This window comes from Blautia sp. 1001283B150304_161114_C9 (assembly GCF_015668165.1).
Taxonomy (GTDB): Bacteria; Bacillota; Clostridia; order Lachnospirales; family Lachnospiraceae; genus Blautia_A; species Blautia_A wexlerae.
The window spans coordinates 25,327-43,843 of the sequence record NZ_JADPGO010000010.1 but is presented as its reverse complement, the minus strand read 5'-3'; the positions used below and the strand labels follow the sequence as shown (position 1 = coordinate 43,843).

The window sequence follows — 18,517 nt, the reverse complement described above, 5'->3', positions numbered from 1 at the left end:
TCATATTCCTGTATGAACAGTAATCTTTTTTATTCAATAGCTTCTTTGATAAATAAAGAAGTTAAGAATACAAATACATACGCCTGAATGAATCCGTCAAAGAAATCAAAATACAGGCTGAATGGAATAGGAAGAACTGCCGGGCATATAAACTCAAGAAGTTTCATAACCACATAGCTTCCTAACACATTACCAAAAAGTCGCATACAAAGTGATGTCGGTCGAATAACGACCTCCAGAATATTAATCGGCAGCATAATCGGTGCCGGCTCTGCGAAGCTTTTAAGAAAGCCTTTCAGACCTTTCTTATGGAATCCTGCATACTCGATCAGAAAAATACTTGTGATCGCAAGACCAATCGTACAGTTTAAATCCTTTGTAGGCGGTACAAATCCAAACACACCGAAAATGTTTGCAATTCCAATGTAAATGACAACTGTCATCAGATAGGGAATATACATTTTTCCCTCTTCTCCAAGGATATCCTTAAAGAAGTTATGAAGAAAACTGACACCGGTTTCCAGCAAAAGCTGTTTCTTACCGGGGTTTTCCACACTCAGGTTTCTTACGAGCACCAATGACAAAATTAAAAGCACTGCCATGATCACCCATGTCACTGCTACTGACTCTGCAACTGGTATTCCTCCAAACACCGGTATGGTAAAAACTGTCTTACATTGAAGTTCTTCCATTAACGTGTCTGCTAAATTACCCGTTTCTTTTCCCTCCTTTTTCTATTTAAATCTCCGGAAGATATTCTGGCTTTTTATGCTGTCTGCCTCAGATGCCTCAGCCAGGATTCCTAAACTTATGTCTGTAAAATATTTCATAAGCTTTCCATCGATTCAAGATTTTGAGATTATTATATTAAAATCCGTTAAAAAGTCAACAATTATTTTGACTATTTCTGGCAAAAATAGATTTTCTTTTTGTGCATTTCATCCAGATATTTTGATTGAAAAATAGATTTTCATAATTTTTTTAATGCATTTTCACGAAAAAAAGGCAATTTTCATTGACCGAACTGTAAGCAGATGATATTATTTTATATGGTTTTTATATAAATTTTATATCTCTGCACTTACCAATCCTTATATTGGTAATACCAAACAGGAGGTTTTTTATGCAAATCATTTGTCTGGGAGATAGCATTACGGACTGTAATCATTTATTTGAAGATTTTCCTCTGGGAAATGGGTATGTACAGATACTCTCAGAAATGTTCCATAATCAGACTCCTTCTTTCTCCATATCCGCAGATACCGTCGGACGCTCATCAAGCGCTGTACAGTTAACAGATAAATCAACAGGTGCCATACATTTCAGGAACTGTGGCATAGATGGCTTCACTGTGGCAAGAGTCCTTGAAAATATCCGTCAACACCGTATTCTTTTGCATCACTCTCCTGTTATAACTCTGCTGATCGGCATCAATGATATCGGTCTGATAATGAACACAGACCGGACGGATTCTCAGAAAGAACAGATGATGAGAGAGTTTGCCACTCATTACAATGAATTATTGAATCTGCTCACTACAGATGCCAGGCAGGTAATCCTTATGGAACCCTTTATCTTTCCACATCCGGAAGAATATGAGACATGGATTCCCTATGTCCATACCATGTCTGATATTATCCGACAGCTCTCTGTCAGATTCAGACTTCCATTTCTGCCTCTGCATAACTATTTTAATAAGGAAGCAACTCAATCGGGATTTGATGCCATAACAACAGACGGGATTCATCTTACTTTGTATGGGCATAAGCTTCTGGCCGAGAAACTGTTCCCTCTCCTTCAAAGCATTGATAACAATCCCTGAACAGATAAACTATTGCGCATTTTCCCGGAACTTTGTATAATAAATCACTGTCCTCGCTCATATCTGCGGACTTATTATGGAAAGGAGTCTTCCTTATATTATGGAAACTACAATTAAACAGATTGAAGATATGTCTCTGAATGCCTGGCCATCTCACAAGATGGAATTATACGACGGCTGGATCCTGAGATTTTCTTATTTTTATACACACAGAACCAACAGCGTAGAACAGTTCGGCAATTCCACCCTCACCTGGCGGGAAAAAATCCCATACTGTGAAAGCGTATATAAGCGTCTGGGAACCCCCGCTGTATTTAAGATCAGTCCTCTTGTCTCTCCTGACTTTGATTATGTTCTGGAGAATCGGGGATATGCCATCCAGCATACCACCAATGTCATGGCAATGAGCATGAACGCCGCACATCTGGATACTCCATATCCTGATGTAACATTCTACAATAACATTCCGTCTGAATGGATTGAAAGTCTGTTCAATCTAAAAAATACTATAAATCCGATTCACAGAAAAGTTGTACCATCCATGTATCAGGCAATCCTCAAAGAAACCATTTGCGCCTGCATCCGCATAGGCGGGCAGATCATTGCAACAGGGCTTGGTATCCTGGACAGAGACTACATCGGTATTTACGCCATCCATGTCAAAGAGGAATACCGCAAACATGGCTATGCCCGTCAGATCTGCACAGGACTTCTGAAAGAAGGAATGAAAAAAGGTGCACAGAATGCATATCTTCAGGTTGTAGAAGGAAATGACAATGCCCGGGCATTATACAGATCACTTGGATTCCAGCAGCTTTATACTTACTGGTTCCGCGTACAGCCGGATGAAAACGGAAATTTCCCACCAGAGAAATAAAAAAGAACTATCTGTAAAGCATTTTCATTTTCTGCTTTTACAGATAGTTCTTAGTTTTTTTAGATTTTAACTTTTCTTTTTCGGGGAATCAATTGATATGTAATTAACATAACTCGCGCCAGCTATGCCGTACATCGTTCTAATGTTCAGGTCTTTTTCTGTATTTCATGTCCGACTCAATTATACGGTTTTGTTTTTCAGCACTGCAGGTGATGTATTACCTACAACCATCGCTGTCAGCGGGCTGAAATACAGCAGACATGTTAATACACAGTAAATCGGGATCATAATTGCAAACTGTACCAGTCTTCCGGGCATGATCGCATAGAAATTATATCCAAGCATGATCACAAGTCCTGCTGTTGTAAGCACCAGAGAGCTGAGAACTGCAGTTACCACGATAGATACGCAGATACCAACTGTCTTTCCTGTTTTCTTTCTGTTTGCAAATAATGGTTTTGCAAGGGCAGGAAGCACACCCCAGAGGATTGCTGCAACTGTGATAAACGGATTTACAGCATAGCCTTTCATAAAACACCCGATAATATCCGCACATAATCCACAGACACCACCAGCTACCGGGCCAAGCCACAGACCTGCAAGGATTGTACATACACTTCCCACAGAAATACGGTACGCACCAAGATCAATGACCAGAACTCGTGTGAGTACCAGATGCATGGCGATCAGAAGAGCCATGAACACCAATGTTTTTACGTTCCAATATTGTTTTTTCTGCATAATAAAAACACCTCCATAATGTGTTTAAAAAATAGAGTAGTTACATAAATAATAATCCCTCCACATTATGAGATGCTCTCATATGTAGCAACGGGTGCGGAAATCATATCGTAAGCAGCACGCTTTCTGCTTTTCGTTTCACGGCGACTCCCCAGCCTGTGAACACTTGACGCATAAAATCCTACTTCGCTATTATTTATTTATCGAAATTATAACACAATCCATAGAAATTGCAATATATTTTTCGTTATTATTTTCACAAATTTGAATGCTGTTTTTTGTTCATTCTATACGAATGGTCTGTTTTTTTTACTTGAGAATATTGCTGCAAACACTCGTAAGTCTATGAATAAAACAGCCGCATATACTAATACTATAACATTATGCAGCAGTCCGACATCTTCAGAAATGAGAAATTACATGAATACAGATATCCCGCCCCGGTCTGCTATAATCATGGAGGTAAAAAATGTCAGAAATATGTAAAAATAACTGCCAAAATCCTTATAATATATGTTATGATAATTACCTGAATACCAACGCCTGTACGGAATGTACCGGCCTGATATGCACTCCTGCCAAAGATAATGACGAATGGGAAAGCTACCGGAAAATTTTTGATTTTATCCCCGAACCGCCGGAAAGCAATATCCCTCCCTGTAAATAATTATTGCATACGGCAGGAATCATGTTCAAACGAATGATTTATCGGAGGTCCTGTCTATATTATGAAAAAACTGCTTGCTGCATGTGTCTGTGCCGGCCTTAGCTTTTCTTTTGCCGGATGCAGCCCTGAAACCATACTGGAACAATTCACATCCACCGGAGACACATCCGTCCGGGAACTTACTTCTTCATCTGACATCACAACTGAAATCGAAACAAAAGACCGTATCTATATGGATGAACTTTCCGGTACCCTGCAGGATTTTTCAGGAAGCCAGCTTATTCTGAACACGGACAGTGCCTCCTATGTATTTAATGTTTCCAATGCCACTCTGGAATGTAAAGGCGGCATGATCACCGGCGATGAGATCAGTATCATTTACGAAGGTCAGCTTTCCGGTACTGACACAGGCAGTGTACATGTTCTGAAGGTTGTAGATGAATTTCATAAAAAAAACAAACTGAAAAAGCGCACTGCACATGGGCAGGTCATTTCCCTGACTTCCAATACCATCACAATAAAATCAAAGAAGGGAAAAACAGCCACCTATCCGATCACAGGAACAAAACAGTATTATCAGAATGGAATCAAAGCCGGTGACTGGGTTTACCTTACATTCAAGGGGAAATTCCCGGATACCTCCAATGATTCTTCCGCATCCTTAAATGCCAGTCACCTGAAAGTGCTGAGTATTTCAGATCTGAAAGATCTGGAAATACCGGATCCCACCCCAACTCCAGATCCAAAGCTCACACAAACACCGGAGCAGATAGAAAATAAAGAAAAACAGCTGCTGGCAACTGTACAGGGAGTAAATCTGAATATCCTCCGGATTCTTCCTGCCGGAAGTGACACCTCCTTTAATCTGGATATGTCAGCAATCCCCGCTTACTTCAAGGGAGGAATTGCCCCGGGATCTCATGTTAATGTTACTTATATCGGAGATCTGGAAACAACATCCCTGGAAGAAGTCCGTATTATTGCTGTGACAGGTGAGGATCCTGATACCATTAATGACAAACATATTTCCTTTACAGTAACCGGCACGATCATTGGAAGTACTGCCAACACCATCACTGTACAGACAGATGACGGTGCCATAGATACCTTCCGTACAGAAAACGCGCAGGATCTCACTGCAGGCGGCATGGAATACGGCGACTATGTGTGTGTTACCTTCCATCCATCCAAATCAAAATCTTCTAATATTTATACAGCAATTAAGGTACAGGATGCGTAAATTGTTACTGTTCACTCCGTTCTCAGTAACACGCTTCGCGATGCAGGAAATATGAACCTCCTTGTGCAATGCCCAAGGAGTATCGTTTGCTTCACAAACTTAATTTATGCTAATCGCATAAATTCGCACGGTATGTCTCGGGTTTTCTGTGACCTTCGCTCACACAAAACACCTTGCGGGATATCACCAGTGAACAGTAACCGTAAATTTCTTCTTGATTTCCGCTTCACCTTCCGCAAGCCAGCGGTATGTAGCATCCTGATCTCCCAGGATTTCTGCAAAGGACTGAACTTCATCCCGGATTCCTTTTCCATGAAGAACTCTGTAAGCCCCCGCATCACTTCCGGGGGCTGTTTTTATTCCCAGCCGGAATGCTTTTCTGATATTCTCTTCTGCGGATTCTATGATCGGTTTCAGAGTCTCATCATCATAACGCCCGTCTCCCAGAAGATTTCTCACTGTAACCAGAGTCGGAACCCAGACTGTATCGCTCTCTGCCAGCATGGCAAGGCTTTCTTCATTCATATAGTTTCCATGTTCCAGACTGTCCACTCCGGCAGCCACTGCTGCCTGCACTCCGTAATCTCCGTTGGTATGGGACATAACAGCCATACCTTCTTCATGTGCAATATGTACCATTTCCTTTACCTCTGACCCATCCAGAGGTGTTCCGGTAATGGCTCCATGTTCATTAAAATCCAGAATCCCGGTAGTCATAATCTTAATGAAATCTGCCCCTGCCTGTTTCGCCTCCAGAACACGCTTATGAAATTCCACCATTGTGGCAAAACCTTTTCCCACAATAGAACCATAATGTCCTTCTTTATGAATGGCAAATATCGGAGTTCTGTAATCTATTCCATACTCTGGTGCAAGCTCTTTCGCTCTCGCAGAAACACCCAGCGCATCACCGCCATCCCGTACAAAAACAATTCCCCGTTCCTGGTATGCTTTCAGATGCTCTCTTATGATCTTATCGTCCGGTCCATTTTTATGCATATCAATTGCATGGCGGTAATTCACGCCATCCATAATGATATGCGCATGACATTCTCCAAACATTTCCTGTTTCTCTTCCTCTTCCCTGCTGCTTTCTTAACTCAAAGCATAGAGTCAGACGGATAAACTCATCCGCTTCGCTATGCAACTCTATGCTCAATAACCGCTCCGCAGTTTTACTTAATCTTTTATCTACAATTTTTTATTTTTCAAAAAAATTTCGGATTTCGTCTTCTGCTGCCTGCACAGACCCCTGGACAAAGAATGGCTTTCCGCCGCCTCTTCCGTTTAATGCAGCATTCATTTCCTTTGTATACTGCCGTAAATCCCCGTCAATCTCGCCCATAGCATACTTATAGCTTCCATCTTCATTTCTGGAAAATACTGCACAGCAGCCCTCACAGGTATTCATCACTGCATCCGCAAGTTTACGTACAGAATCTGCTTCCAGACCTTCTTTGAAGATCAGGACACTTCCTGCACCTTCCCATTTCTTAGCCTCTGCCCTAAACATCTCTTCTTCCATACGGGCAACCTGGCCTTTCATACGGAAATTCTCATCCTGAAGACGCTGTACTGCATCTGCTGTTCTGTCCATCTTTGCAGAAAGCTTCATGGAAATCTGATGATTCTGCTCATTCACCATATTCAGATAATCCAGAACACGTTTACCGCAGATCATCTCCATACGGATACCATCATGGAATTTCACTACAGAAAGAAGCTTCACCATTCCAATCTCACCTGTATGTGTCACATGGGTTCCACAGCAGGCGCATACGTCTACTCCCGGAAACGTCACGATACGAACCTGTCCTGTCAATTCTTTCTTACTTCTGTAATCAATAGTCTTCAGTTCCTCAGCATCAGGATAAGTGATCACAACTTCCTTATCCTCCCAGACTCTCTCATTCACTTCACGCTCAATTTCTGCAAGCTGCGCATCATCCAGCATACCATTCAGATCTACAGTAATCACATCGCTTCCCATATGGAAACCCACATTATCATAACCATACTTCTCATGAATAATACCGCTGACCATATGCTCACCGGAATGCTGCTGCATCAGGTCAAAACGCCGCGCCCAGTCAATTTTTCCTTCAACCTTCGCCCCCACTTCCAGAGCCTTATCAGTATAATGAAGTAATTCTCCATCTTTCTCATGAACCTCTGTCACCTTTGCATCACCCAGCGTTCCCACATCACTTGGTTGACCGCCACCCTCCGGATAAAAAGCACTCTCATCCAAAATGACCACATAGCCCTTCTTCTGCTCTCTGCACTCTACAACAGTTGCGGTGAATTCTTTTTTATATACATCTTCATAATATAAACGTCTTGTTTCTGTCATAATCTGTCTCTCCTTTTTAACTGTCACATTACCCTGCATTATCTTCCATATAAACATAAATGCCATATTTTATTTCATTGCAATCCAGTATAGACCAAATCAGAAGTGTTCGCAAGACTGTCACTCCGAGATATTTTTATAAAAATCCGCTAAGCAAAACAGCCAATCACCAGCGCAGAAAAATAGTTTGTTTTGTGTGCATTTGCAGGATACTTAGATATTCTTAGCTGGCAAAAATCTGCGTTATGAGAAAAATGACACACTGTCTGAGCCGCTATGCGGCGAGTTTGTGGCATTTTTCTCATGCCTTTAGCAGATTTTTGCCAGCTTAGAATATCTTAGTGTCCGAAACCGCACACAAAACAAACTATTTTTCTGCGCGTCCCCACCCCAAAGATTTTCCAATATTCCTCCAATATCTGAATCCATTCCCCCACCTCCTGCGTTATAATTAAATGAACAGGAAAAAGGAGACAGTAATGATCACAGAAAAGCAATATCTGGAATATCTGATTAAGCAATACCAGAACTTAATATATTCGATCTGCCTGAAATCTGTCGGTAATCCATTTGATGCCGAAGATCTCACTCAGGAAGTCTTTCTGTCTGCCTATAAGAACCTTTCCCGCTTTGATGGTAATTATGAGAAAGCCTGGTTAAGTAAGATCGCTGTCCGAAAGTGTCTGGATTATCTGAAAGCAGCCGGGCGGCGAAGTATTCCAACAGAAGACACCTACTTTTCCCAGATTCCGGACAGGCAATCCTCTCCCGAAGATGAATATATGAAAACTGCATCCAACACTCACGTAGAAGCATTGTGTATGCAGTTGAAAAGTCCTTACAAAGAAGTCGCTTACGCACATTTCTGCAAAGAATTATCAGTACCTGAGATTGCACAGCAGACAGGGAAAAATCCGAAAACAATTCAGACACAACTCTATCGCGCAAGGGCAATGCTGAAAAAAATGCTTGAAAGGGGTGATTAGATGCATATTAATAAGAAGGATTTAATAGAATTTGACAACGGAAATATGAACACACAGGAAGTCATTGAGTTTCTGTCACATCTTGATCACTGCGATTTCTGTCTGGATCAGATGATAGAACAGGAAAACAACAGTACGGATACTGCTCCCTCCTATCTGATGGAACAGATTTTGGACAAAGCAGGCTCCGGTGAAGTGCAGCTTGCCCGGGCAGCAAATAAAGCATCCCGCAAAATCCAGCTGCTCCATTACAGTCTTCAGACTGCTGCCGGTGTGATGGTTGCCCTGTTGCTTTTATTCAGTATCCCGAACCTGGATTTCACTTCCTTACATCAGGATACTTCCTCTCAGACAGACAGAATATTGCCCGAGCACGAAAGCGGCAGACTGTACCAGTTCACCAGAGAACTTGGACAGAACATTGGTGATGGCACCAGCTCTTTTATAAAATATGTCAGTGATTTTTCCAGCAAATTAATGAATGGAGGCAAATAAAAGTATGCAAAAACAAAAACGTGGATTCTGGCTTTTTATCTTCTCCCTGATCCCAGGCGCAGGAGAAATGTACATGGGGTTCAAAAAACAGGGAATCAGTATTATGTTCTTATTCTGGGGTATCTTTGCCATCGGAGCATGTACCGGAATGGACTGGCTTGTGTTTCTGATCCCGATCATCTGGTTCTACAGTTTCTTTAATGTGCACAATCTGAAGTCTCTTTCTGAGGAAGAATTTTACTCCATAGAAGATTCCTATGTCCTTCATATGGATGAACTGGCAGGAGATATCAGTTCTCTGCTTAAACATCACGGAAAGATAACTGCGATTCTTCTGATTTTCCTTGGTGCTTCTATTCTGTGGAACACCCTGGTAGATTTCCTCTATATGATCTTACCCGGATATCTGGCTGATGTTATCGGCAGATTCACATATCATCTGCCGCAGCTTGTGATTGCAGCTGCTATCATTTTTGCAGGGATTTATATTCTCACCCGCAAGAAGGATGCACTGGATGAAGAACAGCCCGACAGCTTTACTGAGGAAGAACATTACTGGACACCTTATCGTCCGTATCAGCAGAATATTTCGGATATAACAACTGACGCAGCTAAAAACACCACAGATACAACGAATCCCGATTGCTGCACAGATACAGATGTCACAGATAACACCACTACCGGCAACCCGGTATCTCTGAAAAAAGATTCTGCCGCCGAAGTGTCTCAGAAGGATGCTTCATCACAAACAACAAATTCTGAATCATGACACAAAATGGGATTGTCACATCAAGGAATCTACCTTCATGTAACAATCCCATTCTCATTATCCTCACATGGATACCGAAACTTCTCCAAAGGATAATATTGTCTCCTGTCCATCTTCTTCCCGTACTTTCAGCCGTCCGTCCCTGCATATCTCCAATGCAAATGCCTGTCTGGAAGAGTTTCCGTCTGTAATTGTGATCTGATGTCCCGGGATCATATTATGTGTCACATAATCCGGAGACAGTTTCAGATCTGCTGTTTCTTTTCGCAGCTCGTTCACGATCGTTGCAGTCAGTTTATTACGGTCTGTCTGTTCTGCATTTTCTTTTGTCTCATAAAGAGCTCCCGCTATATTTCTTAATTCCGCAGGCAGGTTCTCCTGGTCCAGATAGAGGTTCAATCCCATGCCAACTACCACAAACTCAATGTTTCCGCTCTCAAAATCTGTGACAGCCTCTGTGAGGATTCCACAGACTTTCTTTCCTTTATAAAACAGATCATTAACCCATTTAATATCAAGCTGGATTCCACAGATCTGAGCAACTGCTCTGTAGACTGCCACTGCTGCCGCAGTTGTGATCAGCAGACTGTCATATATGGTTCCCTGTGGCTTCAGGATCACACTCATGTAAAGACCTGTATCTGCAGGAGAATAGAATTCCCGGCCTCTGCGCCCCCTGCCTGCAGTCTGGCTCCTGGCAATGACAAATGCCCCATGTCCGGCCTCTCCCATCATAGCTTCTTTCTTGGCAGTCTGGTTCGTAGATTCCAGTTCATCATAAATATCTATCTTAACCTTCGGATCATCCAGAAACAGGCGGATTCCCTCCTGCGACAGACGGTTCGTATCCTTCGCAAGCATATATCCTTTATTCGGTCCTGCTTCTATATGATACCCTTCTTCCCGGAGCGACTTTACTGCCTTCCACACTGCTGCCCTGGTGCATCCCAGCTCACCGGCAATGCTCTCACCGGAAAGCACTTCTCCTTTATTCTTCTCCAGCATTTCCAAAAGACTTGATTTTACAGTCATAATTTCCCTTTCTTACTTTCTGTCCCATTATTTTCACGTTATCTCTTCTCTGATCATCTACTGCTAATCATATCATCTGGTATGCTTTTTGTCTAATGTTCTGCCGGAAATATCTTATCACATAATTTTCCGGTGTTACTGTTCACTCCGTTCTCAGTAACATTTTCCGTACAGTAATCAATTGTCTGTCAGGATTGCCACAATCCCCGCATATAACACCATAAATCCCATAACTACTGCAACCATGTCAGCAGAATGAAAATCAATATTAAATATCATACCACCTGCAACCATCACTTCCAAGGTAACGATCAGCCCCAGGATCACTGCCATTGTCCTTGAAAATTTATGTCTTTCCTTTCTTCTCATTCTCTGTGTGGTATTTACTGCATTCATCATTTTACTCCTCCTTCATGTCAGACAGATAAAAATCGCCCTTATCCTCTGATCGATTATGCCCGAACATATTTTCCGAACATATATTCTCTTTCTTTTGATATATAATAACATACCCATTTCAAAAATGGAAGAGTTTTTAGAACATTTGTTTGCCGTTTTTTTATTATAAATTTTTCCGGATTCTGAAACTTAAAATTAAGAAAGAATCCTGCCCGGAGGGCTTTTTTATGTTATAGGAACATTACGGAGTAATTTCCTATAACATAAAAAAGACTGCCGTGCCACTCATCACCTGCCACGACAATCCTCTTATCTGATTTTAATGTTATATTTTTTACATAAACTGAGCAAACACAGATGCACCTACAACTGTCAGCAGACCTGCAACCGCAATCGCAAGACTGCTCATGGCACCTTCTATTTCACCCAGCTCCATTGCCTTTGCAGTACCGATAGCATGGGCAGAGGTTCCAAGTGCCAGGCCCTTAGCGATTGGTTCTTCAATACGCGCAAGTTTGATCACAGTCTCTGCGATCATATTTCCAAGAACACCGGTAATAATAATAACTGCAACTGTAATAGTCACAATGCCTCCAAGTTCTTCAGAAACGCCCATTCCGATGGCAGTTGTAATAGACTTCGGAAGAAGTGTTACATACTGTTCATGACTCAGGCTGAACAGCTTTGCAAGGATCAGCACACTGACCAGACTGGCAAGCACACCAGAAACAATTCCAATGATTACAGCTTTCAGATTCTTTTTCAGAAGTTCCATCTGCTGATACAGCGGAACTGCCAGGCAGACCGTTGCAGGTGTGAGCAGGTAGCTTATATACTGACCGCTCTGATTATAGGTATCATAATCAATATGCAGTAAACAAAGCACAGCTATTACTGCAATGATCGCGATCAGAAGCGGATTAAAAATTGCCATCTTAAATTTTCTTTTCAAAAGAAGTCCTGCCTCATATGCGATCAGACTGATCGCTGCGCCAAAAAACAGGGAATTACTCATAAATTGTGTCATGATCTTTTCTGTCCTTTCTTTCTGTCCATACGAATAACTGCCTGTGTGACACGACCTGTCACAATCATTACCACAACTGTGGTGATCACTGTGATCAGAATGATCGGCACACATACCGGTTTCAGTATGCCCCAGGCTGTCAGTAATCCGACACCTGCCGGAATAAACATAACCGGCATGATCTCTATGAGAAATTCAGCTGCTTCTTTGACCTGTTCCAGCCTGATAATGTGTGTTCCCAGTGCGATCAGCATGATCACCAGTCCATACACACTTGCAGGTACAGGAAGCGGAATCAGAACATGTAATGCCTCTCCCATTGCGGATATCAGTAAAATAATCCAGAATTGTCTTACGTATTTCATTTTCAGTCTCCTCTAATCCTTACTGAACGGCTACAGGCTTCATCATTCCAGTTACCTGATCTTCGTACTCCTGAGTTTCCTCGAGAGATGCTCGACCGGTTCTCTGGATCTTTGTCACGCCCGGATACTGTCCCGGGAAAGATTCCAGCATGATCCCATCGCCGTATATCTTTACTTTATCCCCATTTTCCAATACATCATCGGAAATTAATTTTCCTTTTTTATTGTAAATGCCCTCTGCCGGTATGTCTGCGCTGAAAATAGTTCCATTGTTCAGATCCACAAAAACTCCGGTCTTCAGAAATTCTCCTGTCTCGATATAGATTGCAGAAATAGCATTTGCTTCCTCTTTCTGCTCTTCCTCCCTGACTATCTGTGCCTGCTTTCCTACCATATTCCAGAAAGCACCTCCCATTACAGCAAAAATGGCGAGCAGAACAATCATACCGATGATAAACTTCCAGTCTCGTTCTTTTTTATTTTTCAAATATTCAACTCCTTTATATTGGTCTAACCAATCTTGGTTCATTACGTTTTTTTATTATAGCGTATTCATCACAAATTGCAAGGTTGTTTCTGCGTAAAAAAAAAGTTTTTACAGAATCCTGATTCTTTTCTGCAAAAACTTTTTCTTCTATATATTATACTGTGGTAAGCAGAACTTCCATCCAGACTTCTTTACGAAAAAGAATAAATACGATATACTTTACATAAATCATAAAGGCTTTATCCAAAGGATTATTGAAGTAGAGACTGTGCTGTTACACACCCCTTGGGTCAAAAGAAATGTGGGAAAGGGCACACCTACCAATAATTCTTCTCTCCCATATATCCGAAAATCGAACGCCATCGAAGTTTAGATGCACATACCAAAGTTCCTGTGTCTCCATCTTCCAGCTCTGTTTTATCTTCGCAGTCGCTCCAGATGATACAATCCTCTTTCAGAATTATATTGGAATCGAGTATTTCGCATGAATAGCGTTCGTCTGCCGGAAATAACTTTAAGTATTTTAATCCCTGAAATTCCATTTCAATCATTGAATCTTCTTCATACTGCCGTTGTATTATTACTCTCAAAATCCTGCGATCGTTTACAGGATACATATCCAGGTTTTCATTAACATATGCTCCGCTCAGATAATGCATCTCTTTGATACAGCTATCATGGAAAAACGACACTCTTTCCATAAATTCCTTCAGCGAATTCTCATCTGTAATCTCATTCCACTTGTGCATATTATCACCACCTTCATTACTGTGTATTTTTTCTTCCCTCCTGACCAATCTACTTTGTCTTCTGTTTACTTTTCAGGAATCATAGCAACCTTTTCCCACTGATAGGTTCCATTGTCGACTGTCATTACTGCCATGGTAATCTCCTGGTCGAAGCGTCTGGGGCCGCAGCTTCCCGGGTTTAGCCATAGACGGTTGTCTATCATTTTTTCGAAGTATTTATGGGTATGTCCGAAGATGACTACCTGTGTGTCTTTTAAATCCCAGTCTACATCTTTTTTATTGTGAGTCATGAAAAATTTTACCCCTTCTATGGTAAAGTGTAAGGTTTTCGCCATTCCCTCTGCCCAATCTTTGTCGTTATTTCCTCGGACTACATAAATAGAACCCATCATACGCAGTGTATCCAGAATTTCCGGTTTGTTTACGTCACCTGCGTGGATAATACAGTCGCAACCCTTTAAAATTCCCAGTATTTCCGGCCTGAGCAGGCCATGGGTATCTGAAATAATCCCTATTTTCTTCATACACTATTTCCTCGCTAATCATTCTCTTATAGGCCGTTTTATAATTTCATCATTCTATGTTTAATTTTCATCAAACAATTCAATCTTTCCATATTCCCCATCATACCCCGGAATTCTCTTCACATTTCCGGTTCTTACATTTTCAATTCCTTCCGCAATCCGTTCTCCTGCACAGGATTTAATATCTTCTGACGGTACATTTCGCAGAATGTCGAATTCTGTCCCCAGTGTCTGAATCATCTGTTCAAAACACCCCTGCACTTTCTTACTTGCAGCGGAATAGCCCATACATGTAGAGATCACTTCCGGCAGAGGTACAAGGCTTTCATATTTCTTACCATCTTTTTTCACAAAACCTTCCGCTCTGTCTGCAAGCTGTTCTACTCTGTGATCTACGCCCATGGTCAGCTTCTTTCCGCAGACAGGGCAGATTCCTCCAAGCCGTTCTGCTTCCACCGGGCTTAATGATACACCGCATTTTCTGTGACCATCGAAATGATATTTCCCCTCTTCAGGAAAAAATTCTACTGTTCCTTCCAGCCCTTCGCCAGTCTGGATTGCCCGATAAAGTCCTTCATAGGAACAGTCAATATCCAACAGATTCGCCTCGCGCCCCAGCTTAGACGGGGAATGTGCATCTGAATTGGATACAAGCTGATAGCGGTCCAGTTTGGAAATTCTCCAGTTCATAGCCGGGTCAGAGGAAAGCCCTGTTTCCAGTGCATGTATATACGGTGCCAGTTCCTCGAAACATTCCTCTACAGAATCAAATCCTGATTTCGCACCTAATACAGAGAAATGCGGTGTCCAGATATGAGCCGGAATCAGAATTCCTTCCGGGCATACATCCAGCATCATTTCCAGAAGATCATGACTGTCCAGACCAAGAATCGGACGACCATCTGAGTGAATATTTCCGATTTTTTCCAGACGCTGTGCCATGGCATCTGCTGCCTCCAGACCGGGAAGCAGGATTACATTGTGTACTTTTCTGGTCTTTCCATTTTTCTTATAAATAGAACTGATTTCCCCGGAGACAACAAAACGTGTTCCTTCTCCCGGGAACTTCCGGCTTTCTTCTTTTACGTATTCATCTCTGAGACGATACAGGCCGTTTCCCTCTGAAACAAGTCTCTCCTTCAGTTCTTCTCTCCATACCGGATGCGTGAAATCACCTGTTCCAATCAGTGAAATTCCTTTCTTTCTCGCCCAGAAATCCAGATTTTCAGGCGTGCCCTCTTTGCTTGTCGCCATGGAAAATCTGGAATGAATGTGCAGATCAGCTATCATTTTCATTAACATTTATCCCCTTAAATTCACATCAAAGTATTTCTTTTCCAGAGTTATAAAATATCAACACCCAAAGATATATTTATAACTTCCATCCGTTTTCTTTCAGCCACAACTTGTACGTCTCATACTCCGGCATTACTTTCCCGACCTCGTCCCAGAATGCCTTCGAATGATTCATTTCCTTCAGATGGCAGAGTTCATGTACCACTACATAATCCAGCACTTCCGGAGGCGCCAGTATCAGTTTCCAGTTAAAGTTCAGATTCTTCTCACTGCTACAGCTTCCCCATCTTGTTTTCTGTTCTCTGATGGTGATATTGCGGTAAGAAACGCCCATGAGTCTGGCAAAATAAGAAACTCTTTTGGTAATCGTTTCTTTTGCTTTTCGTATATAGACATTTCGTTTCGATTCGCTCAGATCTGCGCTCAGCGGCTTCTGTTCCCGGTATTCTTTTGTCCGTTCCAGACATCCCAGAACCCACTCCTGCTTCTGGTTTACAAATCTTTTGATCCTCGGCAGACCTGTACGGAGAGGTGCGCGAACGATTACGTTTCCATCCCTGTGAACCTCCAGAGTCATGGTTTTTCTGGCACTTCTTATGACCTGATATTCCAATTCTCCGCAGGTGAATTTCTCCTGATTATTTTTTGTTTCGAATTCTCTCATCCATATATTCCCCCATCTCTGCTGCCAGAATATCCATCTTTTCCTGTGTTTCCGGCAATGCATAAGGAACCCTGTCCATGATCCTTTTCACATAATCATGTTCACGCATGATCTCATAGGTTTCCGGGAAATTGATGTCATAATACTGAGCAATATAGGAAATCCAGTAGTCCACTTTTGAAACTCTGTCTGAAGATAATACAGATTCCTTTGCCATACAGGACTCCCATACCTTTGGTGCGATTACTCCTTCACCAACACCCTTCTCATCCACTCCCAGAAGTGTTTCCATTGACTCTTCCAGCTTTACCCTGCAATTATCCAGCTTGTCTGCATCTCGGATTAACTTTGCATGAAGCAGGGTTCTCTCGTCCGTAATTCCTTCCAGTTTGAAATCACTGTGCTTCTCAATCGCAGTGCAGATCAAACTGTCAAACCTGTCATCCTTCACAAATCTGCGGATCATTTTCTCCGGTCCGAACAGAAGCTGTGCACCATATACTGCATGCTCCATGGTTCCCGGTTCAAAGCTGTCAAATCGTTTAATCTGTTCAAATCTTCCAATATCATGGAGCAATCCGATTACCTTCGCCAGCTGTACATCTTCCTCACCCAGCCCCATACGGCGGGCAATGTCCTCTGCTGCATCAACCACTCCATAAGTATGTACGATCTTCAGATGAATCTTATCATCTGCTCTGTCATATTCATCCAGATATGCTTCAAAAGCAGCTTTCGCTGCATCAAAGTCTCTTGTTAAGTCTAATAATTTATCCATTATTATTATAATCCCTTCTTTATTCCTGTTCGGACTACTTTATATTTTCTCAACCATTATTTTCTGCTTCCATACACCTTTTCTCACAATCATAAGATATACCTGAAACGATATGGAATCACAGTCATAAATGAAAGGTTCTTCTCTGTAGATCAGAGTCTGAACATTCTCTGCTTCCAATTCTTCTTTTCTTCGTTCAGCTTTTTCCATCAATTCATGTAGATATTTATTCTGTTTTCTGCCAAAATCTCTGTCCGGATAGACCGATGCTGCTTCCCTGATTTTTTCTCCCAGCAGAGTAATCACCGGTAAATGACTGCTCCTGCAAAGCATTCCGGCTATCTTTTTGGCATTTGATATATCCGAATTTTTTTCATAGCGCCTGAGCATTTTTCCCAGTTTTTCATCTCCTGCTTCCGTTGCCAGTTCCTGCATAACTGCCAGTGCTTCCGCCGTTACCTCCCATGGATTGTCCACCGGAACAATATACTTCTCCGGTACTGCCGGATAAAAAAGATAATTTAACGGTGGGAAATCACGCAGCATTGCCAGCTTTCCTTCATACTCAGTGCAATATTTTTCTCCCAGATACTCATATTTATCACGCAATATGGCAATCTGATACTCCATTACCCTGAGATTTTCATAGCCCTTCACCCAGAAATGTCCCAGCTCTCCATAATTATACAACTGTGTTTCCAGCAAAATATCTTCAAAGAATACAGTAAACACATTCTGCCCCTGATGAATCACCAAAATATACTCTGCCTCACATAAATCCCTGTCCGCTTTCTCTATAGAGCCCTCAAACTCTCCTTCATAATCCCTGACATAATTTCCCGTCATCCTGGCATTTTTCAGAATCAGAAAACTCTCCACTGCATCATTCATCAGATAGATCAGTCGTAATTCTCCACTCTCCGTCTGTCCGGTAAAACTATCTGGAATATCCACAAATTCACACTGTTCCTGCTCCAGAAGCAGATTTAATTTTTCAAAATTGTCTTCCATTATATCTTCCATCCTTAACTCCTGCTGTTTCTGTACAATGTCTTTCGCCGATTCTGTTTAACACACTTGATAAAAGAATCCATTGCATCGTTTCATGGAATTACCGCAATGCAGAAGCAGGATACATTTGCACAATTTTACAGATATATTTTTATGATATCACTAATCATATTTTCTGCCAAATAGAAAAATTTTTCTATTCAATAAAGAAACTGATTTTACTTCTCTGTAATTG

20 protein-coding genes, 1 pseudogene and 1 riboswitch are annotated in these 18,517 nt (G+C 41.7%); of the genes and pseudogenes, 6 read left to right on the top strand and 15 right to left on the bottom strand.

What is annotated here, in order from left to right:
- Positions 1 to 29: 29 nt before the first annotated feature.
- The gene (locus I4V44_RS07110) at positions 30 to 692 is read right to left on the bottom strand and encodes a F0F1 ATP synthase subunit A (RefSeq protein WP_008707008.1); all 663 of its coding nucleotides are present in this window, start codon (positions 690 to 692) and stop codon (positions 30 to 32) included.
- Positions 693 to 1,123: 431 nt separating this feature from the next.
- On the opposite strand from I4V44_RS07110, the gene I4V44_RS07105 reads away from it, so the two are divergent.
- Positions 1,124 to 1,822 carry an SGNH/GDSL hydrolase family protein gene (locus I4V44_RS07105; RefSeq protein ID WP_118759016.1) on the top strand — a complete coding sequence of 233 codons (699 nt, stop codon included), beginning with the start codon at positions 1,124 to 1,126 and terminating at the stop codon, positions 1,820 to 1,822.
- 100 nt (positions 1,823 to 1,922) lie between these two features.
- Positions 1,923 to 2,699, top strand: a complete 777-nt coding sequence (locus tag I4V44_RS07100) for a GNAT family N-acetyltransferase (protein ID WP_118341775.1) — start codon at positions 1,923 to 1,925, stop codon at positions 2,697 to 2,699.
- A gap of 180 nt (positions 2,700 to 2,879) precedes the next feature.
- Here the strand turns inward: I4V44_RS07100 and I4V44_RS07095 are convergent, their stop codons facing one another.
- On the bottom strand, positions 2,880 to 3,440 hold the full coding sequence (locus tag I4V44_RS07095) for a folate family ECF transporter S component (RefSeq protein ID WP_008707011.1): 561 nt from the start codon (positions 3,438 to 3,440) through the stop codon (positions 2,880 to 2,882).
- 86 nt (positions 3,441 to 3,526) lie between these two features.
- Positions 3,527 to 3,631, bottom strand: a riboswitch (THF riboswitch).
- 537 nt (positions 3,632 to 4,168) lie between these two features.
- Here I4V44_RS07095 and I4V44_RS07090 point away from each other — a divergent pair.
- On the top strand, positions 4,169 to 5,347 hold the full coding sequence (locus tag I4V44_RS07090; RefSeq protein WP_196002528.1) for a hypothetical protein: 1,179 nt from the start codon (positions 4,169 to 4,171) through the stop codon (positions 5,345 to 5,347).
- A gap of 183 nt (positions 5,348 to 5,530) precedes the next feature.
- Here the strand turns inward: I4V44_RS07090 and I4V44_RS07085 are convergent, their stop codons facing one another.
- Together I4V44_RS07085 and I4V44_RS07080 are read right to left on the bottom strand one after the other, a co-directional pair.
- Entirely contained in the window at positions 5,531 to 6,409 is an 879-nt protein-coding gene (locus I4V44_RS07085) for an amidohydrolase family protein (RefSeq protein WP_118341776.1), read from the bottom strand.
- A gap of 139 nt (positions 6,410 to 6,548) precedes the next feature.
- Positions 6,549 to 7,739: an alanyl-tRNA editing protein gene (locus I4V44_RS07080; RefSeq protein WP_271724892.1), complete on the bottom strand. Its 1,191-nt coding sequence runs from the start codon at positions 7,737 to 7,739 to the stop codon at positions 6,549 to 6,551.
- A gap of 440 nt (positions 7,740 to 8,179) precedes the next feature.
- Here I4V44_RS07080 and I4V44_RS07075 point away from each other — a divergent pair, with 440 nt between their 5' ends.
- From I4V44_RS07075 to I4V44_RS07065, 3 genes are read left to right on the top strand one after another with little or no spacing between them, the layout of a single operon-like run.
- Positions 8,180 to 8,686, top strand: coding sequence for an RNA polymerase sigma factor (locus I4V44_RS07075; protein ID WP_081017031.1), 507 nt, complete (start codon positions 8,180 to 8,182; stop codon positions 8,684 to 8,686).
- Positions 8,687 to 9,181 (top strand): hypothetical protein, encoded by a 495-nt coding sequence (locus I4V44_RS07070; RefSeq protein WP_118341778.1) that lies wholly within the window; start codon positions 8,687 to 8,689, stop codon positions 9,179 to 9,181.
- 4 nt (positions 9,182 to 9,185) lie between these two features.
- A complete protein-coding gene (locus I4V44_RS07065; protein WP_196002527.1) occupies positions 9,186 to 9,950 on the top strand; it encodes a hypothetical protein in 765 nt (254 codons plus the stop codon).
- Between the two features lie 63 nt (positions 9,951 to 10,013).
- On the opposite strand, the gene I4V44_RS07060 is transcribed toward I4V44_RS07065, so the two are convergent.
- From I4V44_RS07060 to I4V44_RS07010, 11 genes and pseudogenes are all read right to left on the bottom strand, one after another.
- The gene (locus I4V44_RS07060; RefSeq protein WP_118633222.1) at positions 10,014 to 10,982 is read right to left on the bottom strand and encodes a biotin--[acetyl-CoA-carboxylase] ligase; all 969 of its coding nucleotides are present in this window, start codon (positions 10,980 to 10,982) and stop codon (positions 10,014 to 10,016) included.
- A gap of 177 nt (positions 10,983 to 11,159) precedes the next feature.
- A complete protein-coding gene (locus I4V44_RS07055) occupies positions 11,160 to 11,381 on the bottom strand; it encodes a hypothetical protein (protein WP_022380928.1) in 222 nt (73 codons plus the stop codon).
- Between the two features lie 334 nt (positions 11,382 to 11,715).
- A complete protein-coding gene (locus tag I4V44_RS07050) occupies positions 11,716 to 12,408 on the bottom strand; it encodes an LrgB family protein (protein ID WP_022380929.1) in 693 nt (230 codons plus the stop codon).
- Positions 12,405 to 12,773 (bottom strand): CidA/LrgA family protein, encoded by a 369-nt coding sequence (locus I4V44_RS07045; protein ID WP_020993269.1) that lies wholly within the window; start codon positions 12,771 to 12,773, stop codon positions 12,405 to 12,407. Before I4V44_RS07045 ends, I4V44_RS07050 begins: the two co-directional genes overlap by 4 nt.
- 19 nt (positions 12,774 to 12,792) lie before the next feature.
- On the bottom strand, positions 12,793 to 13,260 hold the full coding sequence (locus I4V44_RS07040; protein ID WP_022380930.1) for a hypothetical protein: 468 nt from the start codon (positions 13,258 to 13,260) through the stop codon (positions 12,793 to 12,795).
- Positions 13,261 to 13,577: 317 nt separating this feature from the next.
- On the bottom strand, positions 13,578 to 14,009 hold the full coding sequence (locus I4V44_RS07035; RefSeq protein WP_008707032.1) for a hypothetical protein: 432 nt from the start codon (positions 14,007 to 14,009) through the stop codon (positions 13,578 to 13,580).
- Between the two features lie 65 nt (positions 14,010 to 14,074).
- Positions 14,075 to 14,533, bottom strand: coding sequence for a metallophosphoesterase family protein (locus I4V44_RS07030; RefSeq protein WP_055199850.1), 459 nt, complete (start codon positions 14,531 to 14,533; stop codon positions 14,075 to 14,077).
- Positions 14,534 to 14,602: 69 nt separating this feature from the next.
- Positions 14,603 to 15,829, bottom strand: a pseudogene (locus tag I4V44_RS07025) (endonuclease Q family protein); the annotation flags it as partial.
- Between the two features lie 76 nt (positions 15,830 to 15,905).
- Positions 15,906 to 16,493 (bottom strand): M48 family metallopeptidase, encoded by a 588-nt coding sequence (locus I4V44_RS07020; RefSeq protein ID WP_119243178.1) that lies wholly within the window; start codon positions 16,491 to 16,493, stop codon positions 15,906 to 15,908.
- Complete coding sequence (locus I4V44_RS07015) at positions 16,468 to 17,271, bottom strand: HD domain-containing protein (RefSeq protein WP_055059455.1); 804 nt, start codon at positions 17,269 to 17,271, stop codon at positions 16,468 to 16,470. The genes I4V44_RS07020 and I4V44_RS07015 overlap by 26 nt, the downstream gene beginning before the upstream one ends.
- Before the next feature lie 39 nt (positions 17,272 to 17,310).
- On the bottom strand, positions 17,311 to 18,294 hold the full coding sequence (locus I4V44_RS07010) for a DUF3878 family protein (RefSeq protein ID WP_055059456.1): 984 nt from the start codon (positions 18,292 to 18,294) through the stop codon (positions 17,311 to 17,313).
- Positions 18,295 to 18,517 lie beyond the last annotated feature (223 nt).